Annotated in this window: 23 protein-coding genes; 13 read left to right on the forward strand and 10 right to left on the reverse strand. The window is 71.4% G+C overall.

The window, feature by feature from the left end:
- Positions 1-70: 70 nt before the first annotated feature.
- Entirely contained in the window at positions 71-1,330 is a 1,260-nt protein-coding gene (locus AC1HIL_RS09760) for a multifunctional CCA addition/repair protein (RefSeq protein WP_413764463.1), read from the reverse strand.
- Positions 1,331-1,496: 166 nt separating this feature from the next.
- Between AC1HIL_RS09760 and AC1HIL_RS09765 the strand changes: the two genes are divergently transcribed.
- The gene (locus AC1HIL_RS09765) at positions 1,497-2,222 is read left to right on the forward strand and encodes an OmpW/AlkL family protein (protein ID WP_057596555.1); all 726 of its coding nucleotides are present in this window, start codon (positions 1,497-1,499) and stop codon (positions 2,220-2,222) included.
- A gap of 46 nt (positions 2,223-2,268) precedes the next feature.
- Here the strand turns inward: AC1HIL_RS09765 and AC1HIL_RS09770 are convergent, their stop codons facing one another.
- From AC1HIL_RS09770 to AC1HIL_RS09780, 3 genes are all read right to left on the reverse strand, one after another.
- Complete coding sequence (locus AC1HIL_RS09770) at positions 2,269-2,952, reverse strand: glutathione S-transferase family protein (RefSeq protein ID WP_479671695.1); 684 nt, start codon at positions 2,950-2,952, stop codon at positions 2,269-2,271.
- Between the two features lie 113 nt (positions 2,953-3,065).
- Complete coding sequence (locus tag AC1HIL_RS09775; RefSeq protein WP_057596553.1) at positions 3,066-3,644, reverse strand: MgtC/SapB family protein; 579 nt, start codon at positions 3,642-3,644, stop codon at positions 3,066-3,068.
- 1 nt (position 3,645) lies between these two features.
- Positions 3,646-5,652 carry a lytic transglycosylase domain-containing protein gene (locus AC1HIL_RS09780; protein ID WP_479671696.1) on the reverse strand — a complete coding sequence of 669 codons (2,007 nt, stop codon included), beginning with the start codon at positions 5,650-5,652 and terminating at the stop codon, positions 3,646-3,648.
- 36 nt (positions 5,653-5,688) lie between these two features.
- On the opposite strand from AC1HIL_RS09780, the gene AC1HIL_RS09785 reads away from it, so the two are divergent.
- The gene (locus AC1HIL_RS09785) at positions 5,689-6,306 is read left to right on the forward strand and encodes a 5-formyltetrahydrofolate cyclo-ligase (protein WP_057596551.1); all 618 of its coding nucleotides are present in this window, start codon (positions 5,689-5,691) and stop codon (positions 6,304-6,306) included.
- Between the two features lie 58 nt (positions 6,307-6,364).
- On the opposite strand, the gene AC1HIL_RS09790 is transcribed toward AC1HIL_RS09785, so the two are convergent.
- Positions 6,365-7,348 (reverse strand): LysR substrate-binding domain-containing protein, encoded by a 984-nt coding sequence (locus tag AC1HIL_RS09790; RefSeq protein WP_208507774.1) that lies wholly within the window; start codon positions 7,346-7,348, stop codon positions 6,365-6,367.
- A gap of 178 nt (positions 7,349-7,526) precedes the next feature.
- Here AC1HIL_RS09790 and AC1HIL_RS09795 point away from each other — a divergent pair, with 178 nt between their 5' ends.
- Positions 7,527-7,850, forward strand: coding sequence for a DUF2917 domain-containing protein (locus AC1HIL_RS09795; RefSeq protein ID WP_057596549.1), 324 nt, complete (start codon positions 7,527-7,529; stop codon positions 7,848-7,850).
- A gap of 121 nt (positions 7,851-7,971) precedes the next feature.
- Here AC1HIL_RS09795 and AC1HIL_RS09800 read toward each other — a convergent pair whose 3' ends face one another.
- On the reverse strand, positions 7,972-8,403 hold the full coding sequence (locus AC1HIL_RS09800; RefSeq protein ID WP_057596548.1) for a BLUF domain-containing protein: 432 nt from the start codon (positions 8,401-8,403) through the stop codon (positions 7,972-7,974).
- Positions 8,404-8,580: 177 nt separating this feature from the next.
- On the opposite strand from AC1HIL_RS09800, the gene AC1HIL_RS09805 reads away from it, so the two are divergent.
- Entirely contained in the window at positions 8,581-9,273 is a 693-nt protein-coding gene (locus tag AC1HIL_RS09805) for a Crp/Fnr family transcriptional regulator (RefSeq protein WP_082322025.1), read from the forward strand.
- A 13-nt stretch (positions 9,274-9,286) separates the two neighbouring features.
- Here the strand turns inward: AC1HIL_RS09805 and AC1HIL_RS09810 are convergent, their stop codons facing one another.
- Complete coding sequence (locus tag AC1HIL_RS09810; RefSeq protein ID WP_413764462.1) at positions 9,287-10,177, reverse strand: DUF6279 family lipoprotein; 891 nt, start codon at positions 10,175-10,177, stop codon at positions 9,287-9,289.
- On the opposite strand from AC1HIL_RS09810, the gene glmU reads away from it, so the two are divergent.
- Complete coding sequence (gene glmU / locus AC1HIL_RS09815; protein ID WP_261216595.1) at positions 10,176-11,603, forward strand: bifunctional UDP-N-acetylglucosamine diphosphorylase/glucosamine-1-phosphate N-acetyltransferase GlmU; 1,428 nt, start codon at positions 10,176-10,178, stop codon at positions 11,601-11,603. The two genes, AC1HIL_RS09810 and glmU, sit on opposite strands and share 2 nt — an antisense overlap.
- A 6-nt stretch (positions 11,604-11,609) precedes the next feature.
- Here the strand turns inward: glmU and AC1HIL_RS09820 are convergent, their stop codons facing one another.
- Positions 11,610-12,110 (reverse strand): Lrp/AsnC family transcriptional regulator, encoded by a 501-nt coding sequence (locus AC1HIL_RS09820; protein WP_479671697.1) that lies wholly within the window; start codon positions 12,108-12,110, stop codon positions 11,610-11,612.
- A 158-nt stretch (positions 12,111-12,268) separates the two neighbouring features.
- Between AC1HIL_RS09820 and glmS the strand changes: the two genes are divergently transcribed.
- From glmS to AC1HIL_RS09845, 5 genes are read left to right on the forward strand one after another with little or no spacing between them, the layout of a single operon-like run.
- Positions 12,269-14,152 carry a glutamine--fructose-6-phosphate transaminase (isomerizing) gene (gene glmS, locus AC1HIL_RS09825; protein ID WP_479671698.1) on the forward strand — a complete coding sequence of 628 codons (1,884 nt, stop codon included), beginning with the start codon at positions 12,269-12,271 and terminating at the stop codon, positions 14,150-14,152.
- A gap of 19 nt (positions 14,153-14,171) precedes the next feature.
- Complete coding sequence (gene mug, locus AC1HIL_RS09830; protein ID WP_479671699.1) at positions 14,172-14,687, forward strand: G/U mismatch-specific DNA glycosylase; 516 nt, start codon at positions 14,172-14,174, stop codon at positions 14,685-14,687.
- Between the two features lie 34 nt (positions 14,688-14,721).
- Positions 14,722-15,315 carry a helix-turn-helix domain-containing protein gene (locus AC1HIL_RS09835; RefSeq protein WP_479671700.1) on the forward strand — a complete coding sequence of 198 codons (594 nt, stop codon included), beginning with the start codon at positions 14,722-14,724 and terminating at the stop codon, positions 15,313-15,315.
- 11 nt (positions 15,316-15,326) lie between these two features.
- Positions 15,327-15,857, forward strand: a complete 531-nt coding sequence (locus AC1HIL_RS09840) for an N-acetyltransferase family protein (protein WP_479671701.1) — start codon at positions 15,327-15,329, stop codon at positions 15,855-15,857.
- 25 nt (positions 15,858-15,882) lie between these two features.
- The gene (locus AC1HIL_RS09845) at positions 15,883-16,674 is read left to right on the forward strand and encodes a class I SAM-dependent methyltransferase (RefSeq protein WP_479671702.1); all 792 of its coding nucleotides are present in this window, start codon (positions 15,883-15,885) and stop codon (positions 16,672-16,674) included.
- Positions 16,675-16,680: 6 nt separating this feature from the next.
- Here AC1HIL_RS09845 and AC1HIL_RS09850 read toward each other — a convergent pair whose 3' ends face one another.
- Both AC1HIL_RS09850 and AC1HIL_RS09855 read right to left on the reverse strand, forming a co-directional pair.
- Positions 16,681-17,775 (reverse strand): NADH:flavin oxidoreductase/NADH oxidase, encoded by a 1,095-nt coding sequence (locus tag AC1HIL_RS09850; protein ID WP_479672480.1) that lies wholly within the window; start codon positions 17,773-17,775, stop codon positions 16,681-16,683.
- A 29-nt stretch (positions 17,776-17,804) separates the two neighbouring features.
- Positions 17,805-18,797 carry a DMT family transporter gene (locus AC1HIL_RS09855; RefSeq protein WP_261216603.1) on the reverse strand — a complete coding sequence of 331 codons (993 nt, stop codon included), beginning with the start codon at positions 18,795-18,797 and terminating at the stop codon, positions 17,805-17,807.
- A 139-nt stretch (positions 18,798-18,936) separates the two neighbouring features.
- Here AC1HIL_RS09855 and AC1HIL_RS09860 point away from each other — a divergent pair, with 139 nt between their 5' ends.
- From AC1HIL_RS09860 to AC1HIL_RS09870, 3 genes are all read left to right on the forward strand, one after another.
- Complete coding sequence (locus AC1HIL_RS09860; RefSeq protein WP_479671703.1) at positions 18,937-19,818, forward strand: LysR family transcriptional regulator; 882 nt, start codon at positions 18,937-18,939, stop codon at positions 19,816-19,818.
- A gap of 115 nt (positions 19,819-19,933) precedes the next feature.
- Positions 19,934-24,769 (forward strand): CapA family protein, encoded by a 4,836-nt coding sequence (locus AC1HIL_RS09865; RefSeq protein ID WP_479671704.1) that lies wholly within the window; start codon positions 19,934-19,936, stop codon positions 24,767-24,769.
- Positions 24,766-25,719 (forward strand): alpha/beta hydrolase family protein, encoded by a 954-nt coding sequence (locus AC1HIL_RS09870; protein ID WP_057594585.1) that lies wholly within the window; start codon positions 24,766-24,768, stop codon positions 25,717-25,719. Before AC1HIL_RS09865 ends, AC1HIL_RS09870 begins: the two co-directional genes overlap by 4 nt.
- Positions 25,720-25,746 lie beyond the last annotated feature (27 nt).

Genomic DNA, 25,746 nt, shown 5'->3' on the forward strand with positions numbered 1-25,746 from the left:
CATGGAACCTCCGCCATAGGCATGAAGACATGCCGCGGCGCGCGTGGTATTGCGCGCGCCGCCTGGGTGCTCAGCCGGCCGCGGCCTTCACCGCGTCGATGCGCGCGCGGTGGATCGCCTCGCCGATCCTCGGCCCGGTGGCGCCGGCCTGCTGCGCCTGGCGCGCGACCGCGTCGGTGGCCACGGCCGCGGCCGCGGCCAGCACCGAAAGCAGCCGCTCGCGCTGCGGATAGTCGCGCTGCTCGAAGCCGAGCCGGCCGCGCGCGTCGCATTCGCAGGCCAAGAGCGCCTCGGCGAAGCGCGCGGGCTTGCGGAAGGCATCGCAGCGCTCGAGCAGCCGCACCAGCGCGGCGGCATCGAGCTCGCCGCTGCGGTGGATGTTGCCGTGCTCGCGCGCCACCACCTCGGCCAGCTCGCGGATGTCGACCGGCACGCGCCAGCGGTCGCACACCGATTGCAGCAGCTCGGCGCTGCGCTTCTCGTGGCCGATGTGGCGCGGCAGGATCTCCGGCTCGGTGGTGCCCTTGCCGAGGTCGTGCATCAGGCAGGCGAAGCGCACCGCGAGCGAGGCCGCGAGCCGCGCGCTGGTGTCGAGCACCATCATCAGGTGCACGCCGGTGTCGATCTCGGGATGGTGCTGCGCGGGCTGCGGCACGCCCCAGAGCCGGTCGACCTCGGGCAGCAGCACCGCGAGCGCGCCGCAGGCGCGCAGCACCTCGAACATGCGCGAGGGCCGCGTCTCCATCAGCCCCCGCGAGAGCTCCTGCCACACGCGCTCGGGCACCAGCGCATCGACCTCGCCGGCCGCGACCATCTCGCGCATCAGTGCCTGCGTGTCGGGCGCGACTTCGAAGTCGTCGAAGCGCGCGGCGAAGCGCGCCACGCGCAGGATGCGCACCGGGTCCTCGCGGAAGGCGTCGGTGACGTGGCGCAGCCGCTTCTCTCGCAGGTCGCGCTGGCCGTGGAAGGGATCGGCCAGGTCGGTGGGGGCGGGGTCGAAGCTGCCGTCGGCGGCCACGCGCTCGGCCGGCAGCGCGATCGCGTTGATGGTCAGGTCGCGCCGCGCGAGGTCCTGCTCGAGGCTCACGTCGGGCGACGCATGGATCACGAAGCCGCGGTAGCCGGGCGCGCTCTTGCGCTCGGTGCGCGCGAGCGCGTATTCCTCGCGCGTCGATGGATGCAGGAATACCGGGAAATCGCGTCCCACGGGCAGGAAGCCCTGTGCCACCATGGCCTCGGGCGTGGCGCCGACCACGAGCCAGTCGTGGTCCGACACCGGGCGTCCGAGCAGGCGATCGCGCACCGCGCCGCCGACGAGATAGGTTTTCATGCGCCCAGTGTAGGGATACCCCGCAGGGCTTAAAAAGAACGGTCGTTCGATAATCGACGGGCAAATCGAACGACCGTTCGCTCGTTCGAGGCGCTCGAACGCCTCACCGGCTGCAGACCGGCACCGCGTTTGGAGGGGGCATTTCAACCAAAGGAGTATTCACATCATGAAAAAGACCATGTTGGCGTTGGCAGCCCTGGGGGCACTGACGTCCGGCAGCGCCTTTGCACAGAAGGCCGGCGACTGGGTCGTCGGCGCGGGCTGGTTCCATCTGTCGCCGCAGGACAAGAGCAAGCCGCTGACGCTCACCGCGCCGGTGCAGAGCGTGCTCGCGGGTTCGGGCGCGAGCGTGAGCGATTCCGACACGCTGGGCCTGAGCGCCATGTACTTCGTCGACGACCACTGGGCCGTCGAAGGCGTGCTGGGCATTCCGCCGAAGTTCAAGCTCAACGGCACCGGCACGCTGGCACGCGTGGGCCAGCTCGGCGAAGCGCGGCAGTGGAGCCCGACCATCCTCGGCAAGTACTACTTCAACGAGGCCAACTCGGCCTTCCGTCCCTTCGTGGGCCTGGGCGCCACCTACGTCTGGTACAGCGACATCAACCTGACGTCGAACCTGCAGGAAGCGCTCGGCAGCCAGCTGCACCAGCGGCCGCTGTCGACCGTGACCACGGCCAAGCTCGACAGCTCCTTCGCGCCCGTGCTCAATGCCGGCCTGGCCTACCAGTTCGACAAGCACTGGGGCATTTCCTTCTCGGTCTCCTACATCCCGCTGAAGACCAAGGCCAAGCTCACGACGACCTCGATCACGGGCCTGCCGATCGCGACCAGCGAGGCGCGCCTGAAGCTCAACCCGATCGTGACCTACGTGTCGGCGACCTACCGCTTCTGAGCGGCGCGACGCGGCCTGGCCGGCTCGCGCCGATCGCGAACGACGATCAGCGCGAGGTCCGGTAGGGCTCGTCGAAGGCCACGAAATCCTGCTCCGCGAGCGCCTGCTCGATCCACGCGGCGACGCCCGGCAGGGCCGCCACCCGCTCGATGTAGGCCCGCGCCGCGGGCGGCACCGGCAGCCCGTAGCTGCGGATGCGCATGCACACCGGCGCGTAGAAGGCGTCGGCGATGCTGAATTCGCCGAACAGCATCGGGCCGCCATGGGTGTCGAGCAGCTCGCTCCACATGCCCGCGATGCGCTGCAGGTCCTCGACCACGCCGGGCTGTTCCTTCAGCACGCGAGCGCCGACCTCGGCCAGCGAGGCCTCGATGTTCATCGGGAAGTGGTTGCGCAGGCTGCCGAAGCCCGAGTGCATCTCGGCGCTGATGCTGCGCGCGCGGGCCCGCGCGGCCTTGTCGCGCGGCCACAGCGCCTTGTCGGGGAACTGCTCGGCCAGGTACTCGGCGATGGCGAGCGAATCCCAGACCGTGAGGTCGCCGTCGATCAGCACCGGCACGCGCGCCGTGGGGTTGACCGCGCCGACCACGGCCTTGAAGTTGGAACCGGCCTCGAAGGCGTCGAAGCGCACCATCACTTCCTCGAAGGGAATGCCGGCCTGCTTGAGCAGCACCCAGGGACGCATGGACCACGACGAGTAGTTCTTGTTGCCGATGTAGAGCTTGAGCATGGGATTCCTCCGGTTGGTTCGTGGCAAAGCCTTCGATGCTAGGGCGCTGGCGCCGCGCGATTGATACCGTTTGCGGCGCGCATTGATGACGGGCGCGGGCGGCGCGCCGCTGTCTATCGCCGGTCGCTGTCGTCGGTGCGCGGCACGGGCTCGGCGCTCGAGGCGATGACGCGCGGTGCCGCCTGGCCTTCGCCCTTGGGCGGCCCGATCGCGCGCTCGATCAGGCTCACGAGCTTCGGCACGAACTGCAGCACCACCAGCGCCAGCAGTGCGCTGATCACCGCCGTGGCCTCGCGGCCCAGGCCGCAGGCCATGCCGATCGCGGCCGTCATCCACAGCCCGGCGGCGGTGGTGAGGCCCTGCACGTGATGCTCGTCCTTGCCCTGCTTGAGGATGGTGCCCGCGCAGAGGAAGCCGACGCCGGCCACCAGGCCCTGGATCACGCGGCTCATGTCGGCCGGCACGATGCCGGTTTGCTGCGGCACGAGCACGAACAGGGCCGAGCCGATGGCCACCAGCATGTGGGTGCGCACGCCGGCCGCCTTGCCCTGCTGCTCGCGCTCGAAGCCGAGCACGAAGCCCAGCAGCGCCGCGAGCAGCAGCCGCACCAGGATGCGCGTGAGCTGGGCGAGGTCGCCCACGTCCGAGAACTCCGCGGCGATGGTGTCGAGGACCTCGTCGCGCCAGCTCATCTCAGGGCAGGTCCTTGTTGGGCTCGGGCATCGCGGCGTCGCGCGGGCCGACCCGGCCCAGGCGTTCCTTCAGCGACTGCGGCCGGCCGGTGATGATCGCGGCGTAGTTGGTGGTGTTGGCCAGCACCTTCTTCACGTAGTCGCGGGTTTCGTTGAACGGCACGTTCTCGGCCCAGATCGCGGCATCGAGCACCGGGCCGTTGCGCCAGCTGCGCGGGCGGCCCGGGCCGGCGTTGTAGGCCGCGGCGGCCAGCGCCATCGAGTCGTCGAAGTCGTCGAGCGCGAGCTTCAGGTAGTTGGTGCCGATGGTGATGTTGGTCTCGCGGTCGTTGATCTGGCCCGGCGTGAAGTCGGTCATGCCGATCTTGCGCGCGGTCCAGCGCGCGGTGGCGGGCATCACCTGCATCAGGCCCGAGGCACCGACGCCCGAGCGCGCGTCCATGATGAAGCGGCTCTCCTGGCGGATCAGGCCGTAGACGTAGGCCGGGTCGAGGCCGATGTCCTGGCTCTTGCGCAGCACCGTGTCGTGGAAGGGCATCGGGAAGCGCTGCTCGACGTCGATCACGCCCTTGGTGCGCTCGCTGGTGTTGATGCAGCGGTCCCAGACCTCGCGCTGGCAGGCGAAGTCGGCCGCGGCCAGCAGCGCGCGGTCGTCCATGCCGCCGCGGTCGTGCAGGTTGGTGGCGTAGTTCCATTCGCGCGTGCCCTCGGGGCGCAGGCCGATCGCGATGGCGTAGAGGCCGCGGTTGAGCGAGGGGTTCATGCGCGCGGCATTGCGTTCCTCGGGCGTGAGCGGCGCGGGCCGGGTGGCGGCCATCACGCGCTGGCCCAGCTCCTCGAGCGCCAGCATCTCGTAGAAGCCGCGCGTGCCCGCGATGCCCTGGTAGAGCTCGCGCGCCTGGGCGCGGCGCTCGTCGCCGCCGGCATTGACCAGTGCGCGCGCCTTCCAGTAGGTCCAGGTCGGGTCCTGCTGGCTGGCCTCGCTCATGGCGTTGATGGCGGGCGCCACGTCCTTCCACTGGCCGGCGCGCAGCGCCGCGCGCACGCGCCAGCCGAGCATGTCGTCCGACAGGTCGGCGTTCTTGGTCACGTTGCCGAAGTAGCTCACGGCCTGCGGCCAGAGCTTGATCGCCGACTGGCGGCCGATGATGCCCCAGATCCAGTTGCGCTCCTCGGCCGAGAGCATCGCGCTCCACTTGGCGTCGAGCTGCGAGGCGGCCTGCTCGGGGTCGGCCATCGCGATCTTGATCAGTGCCAGCGTCACCAGCTCGCGGCGCGACTTGGCGGCCACCGGCCCGCGCGCGACCAGGAACTTGGCCGCGCTCGCGTTGACCTCCTCGAACAGCGGCAGCGCATCGGGCGAGGCCAGCGTGACGGCGCCGCGCGCGGCCTGCGGCCGGTTGGCCTCGATGGCCAGGCGCGCCTTCTTCCAGGCGTCGTTGGGCGTGAGCAGGCGCGCGGCGATCATGCGGTCGGCGGCCGTGAGGCAGCCGTCGTCGCTGTCGCGCTGGGCGAACCAGTTGCGCCGGATCTCGTCGGCCTGGGCCTGCGTGGCGCTGCCGCTGCGCAGCGCGTCGACCAGGATCGCGTAGCAGCGCACCTGGGTGTCGTCGCCCATGCGGAAGCCCGCGATGGCGGCCGAGAAGTTGTCCCAGTCGCGGCGCTGGCCCGTGAGCAGCAGCCAGTCGTTGCGCAGCCGGTCTTCCTGGTAGGTGCCGGGGTAGCGCGCGAAGAAGTCCTGCACCTCGTTCGCGCCGGCTTCCTGCAGCCGCGCCTTGAGTTCCCAGTAGGCGGCCCAGGGTTCGAGCACGTGGCCGCGGGCCTGAGGCAGCAGCGCCGCCAGCCGGGCCTTGTCGCCGCGCTGGAAGGCCTGCTTCATCTGCAGCAGCACCTCGTCGTTGCTGTTGTTCTGCGCCAGCGCCGCGGCGGGCGCGAAGAGGGTCAGCGCGCAGGCCGCGAGGGCCGAAAGAACCAGTGCCGGCGCGACGCTGCGCGGGCGGCGGCACATGGATGCCAAAATGCTTGGAAACTGCATCGGGAGATTATGGACAAGTCAAAGGATGCCGCCACGTCGGCGACGGCGAGTTTTCTCAAGGATCAGCTGCGCAAGGCGTTGATCGAACAACGTCTGGGGATGCCGGACCGGCTGACACGCGCGGACCTGCTGCAGCGCGTGATGCGCATCTGGCTGGTCGGCCGCCCCGACACCGTGATCGGCGCCTACTGGCCGATCAAGGGCGAGTTCGATCCGCTGCCCGCGCTGCATCGGTGGAAGGAGGACGGCGAACTGATCGACGAGCCGCAGCGCCGCCGCATCGGCCTGCCCGTGATCGACAAGGTCCACAAGACCCTGACCTTCCATGCCTGGTACCCGGGCTGCCAGATGGAAGAGGACGCCTACGGCATTCCCAAGCCCAAGGACACCGAGCTGATCGTGCCGACCCTGCTGTTCGTGCCCTGCGTGGGCTACAGCGCGGGCGGCTACCGGCTCGGCTACGGCGGCGGCTTCTACGACCGCACGCTGGCCGCCCTCGAGCCGCGGCCCTTCACGGTCGGCCTGGGTTTCGCGAACGGCTTCCTCGAGGACTTCGAGCCCGAGGCGCACGACCTGCCGCTCGACGCGATCCTCAACGACAACGGGGTGGTCTGGCCGATCGGCTGAGCGGCTGCTTCCTGCGCATACGGGCGCCCGGCCTCGAGCCGCGGCGCCCTTTTTCTCGTCAGTCCAGGTCGTCGACGGTGTCCGGGTCCGGCACCTCGCCGATGGTCTCGCGCGTGGTGCCGGCCTGCGCCAGCAGCCAGTCCCAGAAGGCCTTGATCTCGGGCCGCAGCGCGCTGCGCGGGCCGGCGATCAGCCAGTAGGACATCGGCGAATCCATGCGGTGCTGCGGCAGCACCTCGATCAGGTCCCCGTTGGCCAGGCTCTCGGCGATCAACGAGCTGCGCGCCAGCACCACGCCCTGGCCGGTGAGCGCGGCCTGCACCATCTGGTAGGCGTAGTTGAAATAGAGCCAGCGCTTGGGCTGGGCGCGTTCCAGGCCGTGCAGCTCGAACCAGCGCCGCCAGGTCAGCCACTCGAGGTGGGTGCGGTGGGCGTCGCCGGCCTCGATCAGCGTGAAGCGTGCGATGTCCTCGGGCTTCTTGATCGGCGGGCTGCTCTTGATGAGCCAGGGGCTCGCCACCGGCGTGAGGTTTTCGCCGAACAACCGCACGGCCTGCGGGGGCATGGCCTCGCGCGGGCCGTAGCGCAGCGCGATGTCGACGTCGGCCACCTCGAGGTCGACCGCGAGGTCGCTGGCGTCGATCCGGATGTCGATCTCGGGGTTGTCGCGCTGGAAGGCCTCGAGCCGCGGGATCAGCCACATCGAGGCGAACGAGGCGAAGGTGGTCAGCGAGACGCTCTTGCGCCCGGCGCTCTGGCGGATCTGCCGCACCGCGGTGTCGACGCGCGGCAGCGCCTGCTGCACCGCCAAAAGCAGCTGGGCGCCCGCGCTGGTCAGCTCGACCGCGCGCGTGTGGCGCAGGAACAGCGGCACGCCCACTTCCTCCTCGAGCGACTGGATCTGGCGGCTCACGGCCGACTGGGTCAGGGCCATTTCCTCGGCCGCGGCGCGGAAGTTCAGGTGTCGCGCGACCGCCTCGAAGGCCCGCAGGTGGCCGGCGGAGATCGGGCGGGAACGCAGGTGGGTTTGCGAATGCTGCATGGATCGGGGGCCGGCGCCTGCCTCGGGATTGATGCGAAACCGGAATCAGTAGGCTACCTCCTTTTCATTGGACTGCCAACGGCCGGGAAACGATCATTCATTCCCGAACCGCGCCATTGCTGCCTCCTTCTCCAAGCACCCATTGATTCGCGATTCGGCAAACACCTAGGAGCCCATCATGTCCACTGCCGTCTGCACCACCTCTACGCTGTCCACCCTGTCGCTGCCCAACCGCAACACCGCCGCCGCGATTCCGCCGGCCGTGCGCCGCGGTGCCTGGCAAATCGCGCCCGGCGAGGCGATGAGCCTGAAGGCGCGCGGCGAGAGCGTGCTGCGCGTACGCCAGGGCCGGGTCTGGATCACGCCCGATGCCACGCTCGAGAGCCCGAGCGAGGACCTGGTGCTCGCCCCCGGCGAATCGCTCACCGTGGCGGCCGGCCAGCGCATCGTGATGGAAGCCTGGGACGGCTACGGCGCCACGTACACGTGGGACGCCGCCTGATCCCGCGGGTTTCCTGATCGATCCTGGGCCATCGGGCGGCGGCGCGAGCCGCGCCCGTCATACAAGGGGCCGGACGGCGCTTCGCGCATCGTCCGGCCCTTTTTCTTTGGCGCGGCCGTCTTCAGCCGTTGATGTCGAAACTGCGGCGCAGCGCCAGGAAATGCTTGAGCGCGACCTCGCCGTCGAGCGCATGCACGCCGGCCATCAGGTCGGGGCCCTCGCTCTCGGCCAGCCCGAGCCGGAAGCCGCTGTAGCGGCGCGCGGCCAGTTCGCCTTGCCAGGCCACGCGCACGTCGACATGGCGCGGGTCGCGCGCGATGCGATCCATCAGCGAGCGCAGGGCGTCGGGCGGTCCCTCGATGTGCTGGCAGAAGCGCTGGCCGTCGAAGACCAGCAGCCCGGTGATGCCGAGTTCGCCGTTGCGCACGCGGGCGCGCGCGACGATGCTGGCCACCGTGTCGGGCGGCAGGTCCGGCGCAAGCTCGCTGCAGTAGAGGATCTCGGAGAGCGCCGGGGCGGGCGCGGGAGCTTGCGTCTGTTCGTCGGAAATCATGGGCCGGGATGGGAAAGGCGAGCGCAGTGTAGGCAGCCGTCCGACATCACGAAATGTAAAAAGACATACCGGGACCACCCCCCTCGATGCCTATAGTCGGTGGTGCTCGACCAGTACCCCACACCCGCCGCCCCGGAGAACGGGCCCCATCCCTGCAGCCGTTGCGCGCTGCGTCAGCTGCCGGCCTTTTTGCCGGTGTCCGCCGACCAGTTGCGCACCATCGAATCGTTCCGCATCGGCGCGCGCCGCGTCGAGGCCGGCGGCTCGATCATCGAGGAACACCGGCGCAGCCCGCAGCTGTTCACGCTCTATTCGGGCTGGGCCTTCCGCTACAAGACCCTGAGCGACGGCCGGCGGCAGATCCTCAACGTGCTGCTGCCCGGCGACTTCGTCGGGCTGCAGGACGAGTTCGCCGATGGCCAGACCCATGGCGTCGAGGCCCTGACCGAGGTCTCGCTGTGCGTGTTCGCGCGCGACCGGCTGTGGGAGCTGTTCCATGCCGAGCCCAAGCTCGGCTACGACATCACCTGGCTGGCCGCGCGCGAGGAAAAGATGATCGACGACAACCTCGTGACCACCGGCCGGCGCAGCGCCGTCGAGCGCGTGGCGATGCTGCTGATGCATCTGTACCGCCGCGCCGAGCGCGTGGGCATGGTGCGCGACGGCTGGGTCGAGTTCCCGCTCAACCAGCAGCACATCGCCGATGCGCTCGGGCTGTCGCTGGTCCACACCAACAAGACGCTGCGGCGGCTGTCGCAACTCGGGCTCTACAAGCTCGACGACCGCTGGCTGCGCATCCTCGAGCCGCGCGCGCTCGAGGCGCTGGGCGACTACTTCGAGCGGCCGCTGCGGCCCACGCCGCTGATCTGAGGCCGGGGCCGGCTCAACCGGCCGCCTCCGAGAGCTGCCGCAGGTCCTCGCGGTAGCCCTGCAGCCGCTTGACCGCCTGCGCGCGCTGCGCCGCGCTGGTGCCGTTGTGCAGCGCGGCCAGGTTGCGGCAGCCTTCCTGCAGCAGCGCCTGCTGCTGCTCGCGCCAGGGGCCGGGTGGCGGGTCGGCGATGCGCTGCAGGTAGGCATGCAGCGCGGCGCGCGCCTCGGCCGGCGGCGTGCGGTTCGCGACGAAGCCGCGCAGCAGCACCAGCGCCTCCTGCTGGCGCTTGCGGCGCTCCACGTCCTGCAGCTTCGGGTCGAACACCGACTGCGCCACCTGCTGGCGCAGCAGCTCGCGCTGCTCGGGCGAAAGCCGGCCGTAGAAATCCTCGAAGCGGTCGAGGAACTGGTCGTAGCGCTTCTCCTGCACCCGGGCCGGCGAGCGGTCAAGCCAGTCCTTGCGGTAGTCGGCGTTGTTCTTCGCGTACTTGCGTTCGAGCTGCTGCAACTGGGCCTCGCCGAGGCTCAACGCCAGCTCGGTGCCCGCGGGCTCGGCGCGCTCGCTGACCGCCAGCAGCCGGTCGCGGATGCGGTCGGTCATGGCGCAGGCCTGGGCCGGCGTGATGTCGCCGGGCGCCAGCGCCTCGGCCTCCTGCAGCAGCGCCGCGATCTTCGGCAGTTCGTTGCGCCGGTGCCATTCGAGCAGCCGCGCCAGGTCGTCGCGCACCTTGGGCGTCTGCGAGCCGTCGAAATCGAGGTAGCCGTCGAGCCACCAGTAGCTGAGCTCGGGCAGGTTGTTGTAGGCCAGCCGGATCGCGCTGCAAGCCCCCAGGACGGCCGCCAGCGCCAGCACGCCGATAATCCGCGCCAGCTTGAAACAACGCATCCGGGTAGAAAAAGGCATGAATCAGATTCCGAAGCAGGGCGACCAGGGACCGGTCGACGTCGTGATCATGGCGGCCGGCAAAGGCACGCGCATGAAGAGCAGGCTTCCCAAAGTGTTGCATCGTTTGGGTGGGCGCGCACTGTTGTCGCACGTGACCGGCACCGCCGCGCGCATCGGCGCCCGGCACGTGGTGATCGTCACGGGCCACGGCGCCGAGCAGGTCGAGGCCGCCATGGCCGCCTCGCCCGAGGCCGCCTCGCTGCGCTTCGCGCGCCAGGAGCCGCAGCTGGGCACCGGCCACGCGGTGCAGCAGGCCACGCCGCTCTTGCCCGACGACGGCACGGTGGTGATCCTCTCGGGCGACGTGCCGCTGATCGCCGAGGACACCTTGCGCACCCTGATTGCCGCCAGCGGCGGCGAGCGGCTGGCGCTCTTGACCATCGAGCTGGACGACCCCACCGGCTACGGCCGGATCATCCGCAACGCCGCGGGCGGCGAGGTGACCGCCATCGTCGAGCACAAGGACGCCAGCGAGGCGCAGCGCGCGGTGCGCGAGATCAACAGCGGCGTGATGGCCGCGCCCGCGAAGCTGCTCAAGGGCTGGCTCGAGCGGCTGGACAACCGCAATGCCCAGGCCGAGTACTACCTGACCGACATCGTCAAGCACGCCGCGGCCGACGGCGTGCCGGTGGTGGCCCACATCACGACCGACGGGCTGCAGGTGGCCGGCATCAACAGCCCGGTGCAGCTGGCCGAACTCGAGCGCGCCTTCCAGCGCCGCCAGGCCGAGGCCCTGATGACCCAGGGCGTGCGGCTGGCCGACCCGGCGCGCTTCGACCTGCGCGGCACGCTCGAATGCGGCGGCGACGTCGAGATCGACGTCAACTGCGTGTTCGAGGGCCAGGTCGCGCTCGGCGAGGGCGTGCGCATCGGCGCCAACTGCGTGATCGCCAATGCCCGCATCGAGGCCGGCGCCGTGATCCATCCCTTCACCCACATCGACGGCGAGAAGGCCGGCGTGACGGTCGGCGAGCGCGCGCTGATCGGCCCCTTCGCGCGGCTGCGCCCCGGCGCCCAGCTCGGCACCGAGGTGCACATCGGCAATTTCGTCGAGGTCAAGAACTCCACCCTGGCCGCCGGCGCCAAGGCCAACCACCTGGCCTACCTGGGCGACGCCACCGTGGGCGCGCGCGTCAACTACGGCGCGGGCAGCATCACCGCCAACTACGACGGCGCCAACAAGCACCGCACCGTGCTCGAGGACGACGTGCACATCGGCAGCAACTGCGTGCTGGTGGCGCCGGTCACCATCGGCGCGGGCGGCACGGTGGGCGGCGGCTCCACCGTCACCAAGACCACGCCGGCGGGCGCGCTGACCGTAGCGCGCGGCAAGCAGATCAGCCTGCCGAACTGGCAGCGGCCGCAGAAGAAGCCGAAGGCCTGACGCGCCTCAGCCCGCGGGCGCCAGCGGTGCCAGCGGCACCCGCGGCTCGAACTTCGCGCGCTTGAGGCTGAAGAAGGCCTTGACGTTGCGCACGTTGGCGTCGGCGGTGAACAGCCGCTGCACCAGCGCGCCGTAGCCGGGCATGTCGCGCGCCGCCACCACCAGCACGAAATCCGGTCCCGGCGACACGCGCCAGCACTGCTGCACCGCGTCGTCCGCGATCACGCGCGCTTCGAAGGCCTCGAGCGACCCGGCGTCCTGCCGGTCGAGCGAGATCTCCACCACCGCCTGCAGCCCGTGGCCCAGCACGGCGGCCAGCCGGTCGGGCGACAGCAGCGCCACCTGGCGCTCGATCAAACCCTCCTGCCATAGCCGCTGCACCCGCCGCAGGCAGGTCGGCGGCGAGATGCCCACGGCCGCCGCCAGCTTCTGGTTGGTGGCCGAGGCGTCGCGCTGCAGGGCGTCGAGCAGCTTCAGGTCGATGGCGTCGATTGCGATGGATTCCATGATTCGTGAAATTATGGAATAAAAATTCATTGACCTGAATTTATGAAAGAAAAGTCCAAATTCATGGAAATTTAGACGGCAAATTTCTTTTCACCCTCCCTACCATTCGCAGCAATTCTTTTCGTTCTCCCTCATTCCTTTCCAAAGGCAAGACAACCATGTGCGGCATCGTCGGCGCGGCTTCCCATCGAAACATCGTCCCGGTCCTGGTCCAGGGCCTGCAGCGGCTCGAATACCGCGGCTATGACTCCTGCGGCGTGGCCGTGCACGCGGGCGGCCTGACGCGCGCGCGCACCACCTCGCGCGTGGCCGACCTCCAGGCCCAGGTGGCCGAGGACAGGCTCGAAGGCCTGACCGGCATCGCCCACACCCGCTGGGCCACGCACGGCGCGCCCGCGGTGCACAACGCGCATCCGCACTTCAGTCACGGCCCGGGCGCCGGCGCGCAGGAAGCGCGGCCCGGCCGCATCGCGCTGGTGCACAACGGCATCATCGAGAACCACGAGGCGCTGCGCGCCGGCCTCGAAGCCAAGGGCTACGTGTTCGAGAGCCAGACCGACACCGAGGTCATCGCCCACCTGGTCGACAGCCTCTACGACGGCGACCTGTTCGAGGCCGTGAAGGGCGCCGTGCGCCAGCTCACGGGCGCCTATGCCATTGCCGTGATCTGCCGCGACGAACCGCAGCGCGTGGTCGGCGCGCGCGCCGGTTCGCCGCTGATCCTGGGCGCCGGCAAGGACGGCACCGAGAACTTCCTGGCCAGCGACGCGATGGCGCTGGCCGGCGTCACCGACCAGATCGTGTACCTCGAGGAAGGCGACGTGGTCGACCTGCAGCCCGGCAAGTACTGGATCGTCGACCGCGCCCACAAGCCGGTGCAGCGCCCGGTGCGCACCGTGCAGGCCCACAGCGGCGCGGCCGAGCTCGGCCCCTACCGCCACTACATGCAGAAGGAGATCTTCGAGCAGCCGCGCGCCATCGGCGACACGCTCGAGGGCGTGGAAGGCATCGTGCCCGAGCTGTTCGACGGCATCGGCCAGGACGGCAAGCAGAGCGGCGCCAGCGCGCACCGCGTGTTCAAGGAGATCGACCGCATCCTGATCCTGGCCTGCGGCACCAGCTACTACAGCGGTTGCACCGCCAAGTACTGGCTCGAGGGCATCGCGAAGATCTCGACCCAGGTCGAGATCGCGAGCGAGTACCGCTACCGCGACTCGGTGCCCGATCCGCGCACCCTGGTCGTCACCATCAGCCAATCGGGCGAGACCGCCGACACCCTGGCCGCGCTCAAGCATGCGCGCTCGCTCGGCATGGAGCAGACCCTGACCATCTGCAACGTCGCCACCAGCGCCATGGTGCGCGAATGCAAGCTGGCCTACATCACGCGCGCCGGCGTCGAGATCGGCGTGGCCTCGACCAAGGCCTTCACCACCCAGCTCGCGGGCCTGTTCCTGCTCACGCTGGCGATCGCGCAGTCGAAGGGCCTGCTGAGCGCGGAAGACGAGGCGCGCTACCTCAAGGAGATGCGCCACCTGCCGGTCGCGCTGCAGTCGGTGCTCGCGCTCGAGCCGCAGATCATCAACTGGGCCGAGGACTTCGCGCGCAAGGACAACGCGCTGTTTCTGGGCCGCGGCCTGCACTACCCGATCGCGCTCGAGGGCGCGCTCAAGCTCAAGGAGATCACCTACATCCACGCCGAGGCCTATGCCGCCGGCGAGCTCAAGCACGGCCCGCTCGCGCTGGTGACCAGCGAGATGCCGGTGGTCGCCGTGGCGCCCAACGACGCCCTGCTCGAGAAGCTCAAGAGCAACCTGCAGGAAGTGCGCGCGCGCGGCGGCGTGCTCTACGTGCTGGCCGACGGCGACTCGAAGATCAAGAGCAGCGAAGGCCTGCACGTGATCCACATGCCCGAGCACTACGGCGCGCTGTCGCCGCTGCTGCACGTGGTGCCGCTGCAGCTGCTGGCCTATCACACGGCCTGCGCGCGCGGGACGGACGTGGACAAGCCGCGCAACCTGGCGAAGAGCGTGACGGTGGAGTGAGCGGGCGGGATCGGCCCGAATGGCTTCCCAAGGCCTGCGGGACCTCCTGGCCCCCGGCCTCGCCATCGTCTTCTGCGGCATCAACCCGGGCCAGCGCGCGGCCGCCTCGGGCCTGCACTTCGAAGGCCGGGGCAACCGCTTCTGGCGCGTGCTGCACCTGGCCGGCTTCACGCCGGTGCTGTTGCAACCCGCCCAGGCGCCGTTGCTGCTGCAACGCGGCTACGGCCTGACCACGGCCGTCGACCGGCCGACGGCGCGCGCGAGCCAGTTGGCGGCGCATGAGTTCGCGGCCGCCACCGAGGCCTTCACCCGCAAGATCGCCGCCTGCGGCCCGCGCCGCCTCGCGTTCCTCGGCAAGGCCGCCTACGCGGGCATGACGGGACACCGGCAGATCGCCTGGGGCCGCCAGCCCGAGCCCTTCGCCGGCATCGAGACCTGGATCCTGCCCAATCCCAGCGGACTCAATCGCGCGTTCTCGCTCGATGAGCTGGTGGCTGCCTACAAGGCGCTGCGCGAGGCCGCCTCGCCGAGTTGACCGGTATTCCATCATGTTGGAAAATAAATCCAACATGAAAGAACAAGAGCCCGTCCCCCTCAACGACCGCATCGCCCGCCGCGTGCGCGAACTGCGCGCCGCGCGCGGCCTCTCGCTCGAGGCGCTGGCCGCGCAGAGCGGGGTCAGCCGCTCGATGATCTCGCTGATCGAGCGCGGCGAGAGCAGCCCCACGGCGGTGGTGCTCGAGAAGCTCGCGACCGGCCTCGGCACCATGCTGGCCTCGTTGTTCGACGAGCCGCGCCCGCGCGCCGATCCGGTCGCGCGCCGCGCCGACCAGCCGCAATGGCGCGATCCCTCGTCGGGCTACCTGCGGCGCAACGTCTCGCCCGGCGGCATCGCCTCGCCGCTGCAGATCGTCGAGGTGCTGTTCCCGCCCAAGGCGCGCGTGGCCTACGAATCGGGCGCGCGCGAGTCGCAGGTGCACCAGCAGGTCTGGATGCTCGAGGGAACGATCGAGATCGCGATGGGCGAGGAGCGCCACCGGCTCGACGCCGGCGACTGCCTCGCGATGGTGCTCGACCGGCCCGTCGCCTACTTCAATCCCACGCGCGAGAACGCCCGCTACGCGGTCGCGATCGTGAGTCCCCATCCCGATGTCTGGAAGTGAGAACGAACGCCATGAACCCCACCAGCCTCCACCCGGTGCGCCGCCTGCGGGCGGTGGACGCGGCGCAACTGCAATCGCTGGCCGAGCTGCTGATCGACTGCGTCGACGGCGATGCCTCGGTGAGCTTCATGCATCCGCTGTCGCTCGAGCAGGCGCTGGCCTTCTGGCGCAAGGTGGCCGACGGCGTGGCGCGCGGAGAGCGCGCGCTGATGGTGGCGGAGGACGCGCGGGGCATCGTCGGCACGGTGCAGCTCGTGCTCGACCAGCCCGACAACCAGCCGCACCGCGCCGACCTCGCGAAGATGCTGGTGCACCGGCGCGCCCGGCGCCAGGGGCTCGGCGCGCTGCTGATGCAGGCGGCCGAGCAGGCCGCGCGCGACAGCGGCAAGACGCTGCTGGTGCTCGACACCTCGAGCCCCGAGGCCGAGCGGCTCTACGAACGCTCGGGCTGGCAGCGCAGCGGCACCATCCCCGGCTATGCGCTGCTGCCGCGTGGCGGCTTCTGCGACACCACCTACTTCTATCGCACGCTCGCGCCCTGAGGCCGACATGCGGCGGACTGGCGCGATGACCGAATTCGATCGACTGCTGGCCGAGGCTGCGCGCAAGCCGCTGGTCGGCTGGGACCTGTCCTGCGATGGCCGCATCGCGACCACCGCCGTGCCCTGGGATTTCGAACGGGCGGTGGTCCACCGCGCGCGCGAGTCGCCCGACCTGCTCGACATGGGCACGGGTGGCGGCGAGTGGCTCGGCCGGCTGCCGCTGCGGCCCGCGCGCACCGTCGCCACCGAGGGCTGGGCGCCCAACGTCGCGGTGGCGCGCGAGCGGCTCGCGCCGCTGGGCATCGAGGTGGTGGCGGTGGAGGGCGCGCTCGACAACGGCGCGCGAAGCGATGGCGATGACGATGCGCACGACGACGCACCGCTGCCCTTCGCCGATGGCGAGTTCCACCTGGTGGTCAACCGCCACGAGTCCTTCGTGCCGGCCGAGGTGGCGCGCGTGCTCGCGCGCGGCGGCCACTTCCTCACGCAGCAGGTGGCCTCGGACTTCAATGCCGACCACCACCGGCTCGCGGGCCTGGCACCGGCCGAGCCGCCGCCCGAGTGGCGGCTCGACATCGCGCGGCGCCAGCTCGAGCGCGCGGGCTTCGAGATCCTGCGCGCGGAGGCGGGCGCCGAGCTGCTGCGCTTCGCCGACGTGGGTGCCTTCGCCTGGTACCTGAAGAACGTGCCCTATGTCTGCCCCGACTTCACGATCGAGGGCACGCGCGATGCGCTCGAGCAGCTGCATCGCCGGCAGCAGGCGGGCGAGGCGATCGAGGTGCGGCAGACCTTGTTCTGGCTCGAGGCGCTGCGCTGAAGGCGTTCAGCGCGCCCCGAACTTCGCGTTCTCGAACAGGTCCTTGAACTCGCGCGGCTGCGAGCGCCAGTACTGCACCGGCGCCTTCACCTGCGCGCCGAGTTCGGCGGCCGCGTGCCAGGGCCAGCGCGGGTCGTAGAGGATCGCGCGCGCCAGCGAGATGGCGTCGGCCCTGCCCTCGGCGAGGATGGCCTCGGCCTGCCGCGCCTCGGTGATCAGGCCGACCGCGATCACCGGGATGCCGACCTCGGCCTTCACGCGTTCGGCGAACGGCACCTGGTAGCCCGCGCCCAGCGCGATCGCCTGCTTCGGCGACACGCCGCCGCTCGAGACATGGATGGCCGCGCAGCCGCGCGCCTCGAGTGCCCGGGCGAAGGCCACGGTGCCCTCGAGGTCCCAGCCGCCTTCCACCCAATCGACCGCCGACACGCGCACCCACACGGGCCGCTCGGCCGGGAAGACGGCACGCACCGCGTCGAACACCTCGAGCGGAAAGCGCAGCCGGTTCTCGAGGCTGCCGCCGTAGGCGTCGTCGCGGTGGTTGGCCAGCGGCGACAGGAACTGGTGCAGCAGGTAGCCGTGCGCGGCATGGATCTCGATGCCCTCGATGCCGAGCCGCGCGGCACGGCGGGCGGCGGCCACGAAGGCCTCGCGCACGCGCGCCAGGCCCTCGGTGTCGAGCGCGAGCGGCATGTCCTCGCCGGGCGCATGCGGCACGGCCGAGGGCGCGAAGGCCTTCCACCCGCCGGGCTCGCCGGGGCGGATTTGCGCGCCGCCTTCCCAGGGCGCGCGGCTCGAGGCCTTGCGCCCGGCGTGGCCGAGCTGCATTGCCACGGGCATCGACGAATGGGCGCGCATGGCGGCGAGCACGCGTGCCAGGCCTTCCTCGTTGGCGTCCGAATAGAGACCGAGGTCGCCCGGCGTGATGCGGCCCTCGGCCTCGACCGCGGTGGCCTCGAGGATCAGCAGTCCCGCGCCCGACAGCGCGAGATGGCCGAGATGGATCAGGTGCCAGTCGCCCGGCGTGCCCTCGCTCGCCGAGTACTGGCACATCGGCGCGATCAGGATGCGGTTGTCGAGCGAAAGCGGGCCGAGCTGCATCGGCTCGAAGAGGCGGGGGGTGTCGCTGCTCACGGTGTCGTGGCTCCAGGGGTGCGGTAGGTGCAGGGATTCTGCGGGGGCGGCGCGATCCTTGCCGCGGGCAGGGCGTTGGCCTTGCGGTTCAGGGCGGTATGGATCAGGAGCGCAGCCACCACCATCGCCATGCCCAGCAGTTCGTTCGCCGTGGGCAGGGTGCCGAGCGCCGCGCTCATCAGCAGCGCCGATACCGGCACGAAGTTGAGGAAGGCGGTGCCGGTGACGGCGCCGAGCGTGCGCACGCCATGGTTGAAGGCCAGCACCGAGGCGGCCGAGGGCACCACGCCGACGAACAGCAGCGCTTGCCACGAGAGCCGCAGCCCTTCGAGGCTGGGCGCCGCCGACCAGCCGAGCAGCGCGGCACCGACCGCGGCCGCCAGCAGCACCGGCCACGCGGCCAGCACCGTGAGCGCGCTGTACTCGACCGCGTCGAGTTCGGGAAAGCGCGCCGCGCCGCGCGTGTACCAGACCCAGCCCAGGGTGCCGGCGAAGGCGATGGCGTCGCCGAACAGCGTGGCGTTGCCCGCGCCGCCGTGGCCGCCATGACCGCCGATGAGACCCGAGACGATCGCCACGCCCGCGAGCGCCAGCGCGGTGGCGAGCAGCGCGGCGCGCGTGGGGCGCACGCCGTCGAGCAGCCAGCGCACGAGCTGCGTGGTCATCGGCGTGGTGGCGATGATCACCGCGCCGTGCGAGGGCACCGAGTGCGCGAGGCCGATCAGCAGCAGCACGCTGAACACCCCGAAGCCGGCCGCGCCGCGCAGCGCCAGCGCACCCGCATGGCGGCGCAGCCTGCGCCAGGGTGCGGCGCCGCGCGGCAGCACCAGCAGCGCGAACAGCAGCGCCGACAGGCTGTAGCGGATCAGCGTGAACCACACGGGTTCGACGTGGTGGAGCACGCCCTTGCTGACGAGGAACAGGGAGCCCCAGCCGGAGGTGGCGAAGAGCAGGGCGGCGATGCCGTACAGGCGTTGGGATCGGGACATGGGGGGCTTTCGGACGATGAAGGAGTCGATGTGTCCGAGGATCGGGGCGGGGCCGCGCGAATGCCATTCGCTTCTTTGGAGCGGGCCCTCCGAAAAAACGAAGGGACCGCGCGCCGCCGCGCGCTCACAATCGGCCGCCATGGAGCTCTACCAGCTGAAGACCTTCGTCGCCATCGCCCGCGAGGGCAGCCTCACGCGCGCCGCCGAGCGCGTGTTCACCAGCGCGCCCGCCGTGAGCGCGCAGCTCAAGGCGCTCGAAGACGAACTCGGCGTGCGCCTGTTCGAGCGCACGCCGCGCGGCATGACGCCCACGCCCGCGGGCCAGAGCCTGCTCGAGGAGGCCGAGCGCACGCTGGCCTCGGCGCTGCGCATGCGCTCGGCCGCCGAGCAGCTGCGCGGCGCCGCGCAGGGCGTGGTGCGCTTCGGCACCGTGGTCGACCCGGTCTCGCTGCGGCTCGGCGACGTGCTCGTGAAGCTGGCCGAGCGCCATCCGCAGGTCACGCTGCAACTGCGCCAGGGCCTGTCGTACGAGACCGCCTCGGCGGTCGAGCGCGGCGAGCTCGACTGTGCCTACACGCTGAGCGACGTGGCTTCGCGCGAAGGCCTGGCGCTGCACCGCCTGGCGCCGGTCGACCTGGTGGTCGTGCTCCCGCTGCCGATGGCCGACGCCCATCCGGGCCTGTCGCTCGAGACGCTCACCGAGCAGCCCTGGGTCGGCACGCCGCCCTCCTGCGTGCTGCGCGCGCACCTCGACCGCCTGTTCGCCGGTGCCGGCCGCGAGTACCGCCAGGGCCGCACCGCCGACAGCGAGAGCGCGGTGCGCAGCGTGGTCGCGAGCGGCATGGGCGCGGGGCTGATGCGGCTCGACCAGGCCGAGCAGGGCGAGCGCCACGGCGAGCTCGCGATCTGGCCCGGCTGGCGCGCCCACACCTGGCTGTGCTGGATCGAACCGGCCGCGGGTGCGCGGGCGCCGGCGGTCGAGGTGGTGCGGCAGGCGGTGTTCGAGGCCTGGGGCGTCTGAGGCCTTTCGCCCCTGTGGCAAGGCGGCCCCTGTCAGCCTCCGGTCAGCGCGAAACGCCGGCACGCGGGTACGATGCGCGCGGCCTGCCGCTGGCGGGGTCTTCCTCCTTTCTCGCATGCCCGAACCGACCCTTTCTCTCGCCGAACTCCTGAACCGCGCCAGGCAGGCACTGGCGGGTCCCGAGGGCGTGCTGCCCGCGCTGCCGCCGGCCACGCCGGTCACCGGCAGCGTGGTCTTCCTCGCGATCGGCGAGGGCGGCAGCCGCGCGCGCGTGGTCTCGGGCCGCGGCGCCGATGCCGCGCAGGCCTGGGAGGAAGCGGCCGAGGCGCTGGCCGATGCCGCGCAGCGCGGCGAGCGGCCGCCGCAGCGGCTGCGCGCGGAGCTGGTCGAGCACGTGCTGCCGATGCACTGGGGCGAGTTCAAGGAACTGCTCGCGAAGACGCGGCGCAACTACTTCCAGCAGGGCGTGTCCTTCGACAGCCGCTTCGAGTTCGCGTTGCTCGCGCCCGAGGCCAACGGCAGCGCGGTCTTCTACGACGGCAGCGTGGACCACTGCCTGCCCAATCCCGGCAACCTGCGGCTGCACACCCGGCGCCGCTTCGGCAAGGAGCTCGACTTTCCCGACGACGATGCCGCGCCCGTGTGGTGCTTCACCACGCGCGCGGTCTACGTCGATGCGGGTGGGGCCTGGCCGATCGTGCCCGAGGGGCAGGAGGCCAACCTGCGCCGCCTCGACGACTGGAACGCCGCGCGGGTGCGCGGCATGGTGGAGGACGCCAGCCGCTATCTCGCGGCGCAGGTCAAGCCCACGGGCGAGTTCCACTACGGCTGGTTCCCCTGCTTCGACCGCGCCATCCCGACCTACAACACGCTGCGCCACGCGAGCTCGACCTATGCGCTGCTCGAGGCCTGGGAGCTCACGCGCGATGCCGCGCAGAAGGAGGCCATCGACCGCTCGCTGGCCTTCCTCGCGGGCTCGCTGATCCGGCCCGCGGTGCTGCCCGACGGCAGCCGCGCGGCCTTCCTGGTCGACGTGGCGCACGAGATCAAGCTCGGCGGCAACGCCGTCTGCCTGCTGGCCTTCGTCAAGTACACCGAGCTCACGGGCGACCGCCGCTTCCTGCCGCTGCTCGAGCAGCTCGCGCTCGGCATCCGCCACATGCAGGACCCCGAGAGCGGCCGCTTCGTGCACGTGCTGCACCGGCCCAGCCTCGCGGTGAAGGAGGCTTTCCGCGTCATCTATTACGACGGCGAGGCCGCGTTCGGCCTGATGCGGCTGTACGGCCTCACGCGCGATCCGCGCTGGCTCGCGATGGTCGAGAAGGCCTTCGACCACTTCATCGCCGCCGAGCACTGGCGCGCGCACGACCACTGGCTCGGCTACTGCGTCAACGAGCTCACGCGCCACCGGCCCGCGCTGCGCTACTACGAGTTCGGGCTGCGCAACGTGGCCGACTACCTCGACTTCGTGCTCGAACGCGTCACCACCTTCCCGACCCTGCTCGAGCTGATGATGGCCGCGCGCGAGATGGTGCTGCGCATCGAGGCCGATCCCGAACTGCGCCCCCTGCTCGAGGGCCTGGATCGCGACAAGTTCGAGCGCGCGCTCGAGCACCGCGCGCGCTACCTCGCGAACGGCCACTTCTGGCCCGAGCTCGCGATGTTCTTCCGCCATCCCGAGCGCATCGCGGGCGCGTTCTTCATCAAGCACCACAGCTTCCGCGTGCGCATCGACGACGTGGAGCACTACCTGTCGGGCTACGTGGCCTACCACCGGATGCTGAAGGCGCGCGAGGGCGGCGAGATCGCCGCGCCGTCCGTGCCGCAGGCCGCCACGCAGGCGCCGGCCGACACGCCCGCGACGCGCACCGGCACGGTCGCCTTCGGCGGTGACGTGAACCTCGCCCGCCGCCTGCACTACCGGCGCCTCGAGCTCGGCGGCGCGCGCCGCATGCTCAGCGGCATCCCCGCGCTGCGCGAGGCCGACCTGCGCATCGTCAACCTCGAATGCGTGGTCGCCACCACCGGCGAGCAGGGCGTGGACAAGGGCGAGGCCGGCTCCTACTACTTCCGCGCGCGGCCCGAGATGCTGGACGTGCTGACCACCGCGCGCGTCGGCATCGTCGCCACCGCCAACAACCACAGCGGCGACTACGGTCCGGGCGCGCTGATGGAGCAGCAGTGGCACCTGCGCGCCGCGGGCATCGCCTGGGCCGGTTCCGGGCGCGACCTCGAGGCCGCGCTGCGCCCGGCCTTCGCGATGGCCGGCGAGGTGCGCGTGGCGCTGTTCTCGCTCGACGCCACCCAGCCCCAGTTCGCGGCCGGCCCCGACAGGCCCGGCGCCGCCTACCTGCCGCTCGACGAGCCCGCGGCCTGGACCGCGCTGCTCGCGCCGCGCATCGCGAAGGCGCGCGAGTCGGCCGACGTGGTGCTGGTGGCGGTGCACTGGGGCGACAACCTCGAGACCGAGCCCTCCGAGGCCGAGATCGCGGTCGGCCACGCGATCGTCGACGCGGACGCCGATGCCGTGCTCGGCACCTCGGCGCACGTGCTGCAGGGCATCGAGGTCTACCGCGGCCGGCCGATCGTGCACGACGCGGGCGACCTGCTGTTCGAGGCGGTGCGCAACGATTTCGTCGACGCGGGCGTGTTCACGCTCGCGCTGAGCCCGCGCGGCGTCGAGCAGCTGGTCTTCACGCCGATCGGCGTGGGCTTCGGCCGCTCGCGCCAGTACGCGAACGAACGCGCGCGCGGCGCGGCCGCGCGCTTCGCGCGCCAGTGCGAGGCGCTGGGCACCGCCATGACGGTACAACCCGAGGGCCGCTGCACGCTCGCGCTGGCGCCGCCCGAGCGCGCCTCGCGGCTCGCCGCCGACGCGCCCGCGCTGCCCGAGCAGGTGTTCGCGCGCGTCGCGCCGATGCTCGCGCCGCGGCCCGAATGGCTGGTCGACGTGCTGCCGCCCGATTCGCGCCACATCGCGCCGATGCGCTTCGGCCCGCTCGAGCTGCTCGGCATCCGCTGCACGCCGACGCAGATCTCGGGCCGCCGCATGCTGTGGGTCGAGTCGTTCTGGCGCGCGGTCGAACCGGTGGCCGACGACCTGCGTATCCAGTTCCGTGCCATGCCGATGCGCAGCACCCACATGCCGCCCTGGGGCGAGAGCATGGACCACGATCCCTGCGACTGGATGTGGCCCACCAGCCGCTGGCAGCCGGGGCGCATCCACCGCGACCGCTACGGACTGCGCCCGCCCGCGAGCAGCCTGCTGCGCAGCGACGTGCTGCAGCTCGAGGTGCGGGTGGTCGGCAGCGCCCGGCCCGCGCGCCTGGGCGAGGAGAGCGAGGAGACCGTGCCCGCGCCCGAATGGCCGGCGCGGCGCCTGCCCGTGTGGTGCGGGCTGCGTGCCTCGCAGGTGGCGCTGCCGCTGCCCGAGCGGCCCGCGCCCGTGCTGTTCGCGCTGCGTCCCGGCGCGTCGGCCACGCCCGAGCCGGTGTGGACCGCCGAGGCGCTGCAGCGCATCACGCACGGCCAGTGGCTGGTCGAGCCGCCGCCCGGCTGGCTCGCGCGCTCGGTGGTGCGCGGGCCCAAGCACATGGAGCTGCTGCCGGCGCCGGCGCTGTTCGTCGCCTCCGACTACGAGACGCTGGCCGCGCACGAGCGCTACAGCCGGCCGCGCAGCACCGTCAACTGGGACCGCCACCTGCTGCTGCCCGGCCTGCAGGACCAGCTCGCGGGCGCGATCGTGCAGCACCCGGTCGAGGGCCTCGCGAGCGACTTCCCGCTGCTGCAGGTGGAAGACCCGATCCGTGCCCTGCTGCGCCTGGGCGCCGCCGCGCGCGAGCGCTACCGCGGCCTGCTGGTCGGCGTGACCGGCACCGTGGGCAAGTCCTCCACCATCGCGATGCTGCGCGACCTGCTGCCCGCGCAGGCGCGCGTGCACACCACCATCGACAACTACAACTCGCGCGTCGGCGTGCCGGCGATGCTGGCCAGCCTCGGGCCCGACGTCGACGTCTGCATCCTCGAGATGGCGCAGAGCTCGCTGTGGATGGACCGCGGCCCGATCTCGCTGATGGCGCGCCCGCACGTGGCGATCGTCACCGAGATCGGCCTGTCGCAGACCCGGCAGGCCGTGAGCGTCGAGCAGACGGCCGAATACAAGTCGCGCATCTTCCTCGGCCTCGAGCCCGGCGGCGTGGCGATCGTGCCCGACCACATCCCCTGCCTGCTGCCGGTGGTGCAGGCGGCCGCGCGCACCGCCGGCGCGGTCTGGGTGGTGGGGCCGGGGCCGCAGGCCGACGTGCGCGTGCTCGGCATCGAACCCGAGGGCCACGGCTGCCGCGTGCGCATCGCGCTGCGCGGGCGCACCCATTCCTACCTGTTCCCGGTCGCGAGCGAAGGGCTGGTGCGCAACTCCACGCTCTCGTTCGCGGCGCTGGTCGCGATGGGCTTCGATCCCGAGGCCGCCTGCGCGCGCATGCCCGGCGTGCGGCTGCCGGCCTCGGTGATGCAGGTGCATGCGCTGCGCACCGGCAACGGCGTGCAGGCCACGCTGATCGACGACAGCTGGAACGCCGAGGTGATGTCGATGCGCAATGCGATGGCGTTCGTGCGCGACTACGGACGCGGGAATGGTGCCACGCCGGTCGCGCGCCGCATCGCCATGCTCGGGCGCATCGTCAACCTCGACCACGAGTCCGAGGCCATGCACCGCAGCCTCGCGGCGCCGCTGCTGGCCTCGGGCATCGAGCACGTCGTGACGCACGGCCACGAGATGCGCTGGCTGCGCGAGGAGATGCCGGCCGCGATGCTGGGTCCGCACTTCGAGAGCGCGGCCGAGGCCGCCGGCTATCTCGGCGCCTTCCTGCGCGACGGCGACCTGCTGCTGGTGAAGGGCGACCGCGACCGCTCCGACTTCGGCGACATCCCCGAACTGCTGCAGAAGCTATGAACCTGCGTTCGACCGCCATGCTGCTGTGCGCGCTCGCCGTGGCGCTGGTGCAGGCGGCCTGCGCGCAGCGCGCCGAGATCCGGCCGCCCGCGATCCGCGCCATCGGCGACGAGGTGCTGCACTGGAACCAGCCGGCAGTGCGCGAGAACTGCCCCGAGGGCCGCTTCGGCTTCCTCTGGGTGCAGCCGGTCGAAGGGCCGGCCTGCATCCGCTATTTCGCGAGCAGCGACATCGAGGGCGCGCGCGTCGCCATCGTGCAGTTCTCGGGCGACCGCGACGCCGTGATGGACCAGCCGCCCGCGCGCATCTCGGGCAACACCGAGGCGCTGCGCACGGCCGATGCGCAGAAGAACCGCGACCGCGCCGGCGTGCCGTGGATCTTCGTCGCGCGGCCCGGCACCTACGGTTCCTCGGGCAACCACCGCCAGCGCCGCCAGCCGGTGGAGTTCCATGCGCTCGATGCCGCGCTCGACGCGCTGATGCAGCGCCACCGGATCCAGCGCCTGGTCATCCTCGGCCACAGCGGCGGTGCCACCGCGGGTGCCGCGCTGCTCACGCTGGGCCGCACGCGCGTGGCCTGCGCGGTGCTGACCTCGGGCGCCTACGGCCTGCTCGAGCGCGCGCGCCTGCTCGGGCGTTCGCGCGACGGGCGCACCGACACCACCGGCAGCACGCGCTTCTACGACCCGCTCGACCATGTCGACGGCGTGGTGCCCGATGCGGCGCGCCGCATCGTGCTGATCGGCAACCGCGAGGACCAGAACACGCCCTTCGCGCTGCAGGAGCGCTTCGCCGAGGCGCTGCAGCGCGCCGGCCATCGCGTGGAGATCCGCACCGCGGCCGCGGAGCCGCCCGACTTCCACGACCTCAAGGACCGCGCGGGGCCGAACGCCGCCGCGGCCTGCGCGCGCGAAGCCATGTACCCGGAACCGCGCGGCATGGAGCACTGAGCCCGGGCCGCTCCATTCACACCAGAC

The sequence above is a fragment of the Variovorax sp. ISS6 genome (genome assembly GCF_056523145.1).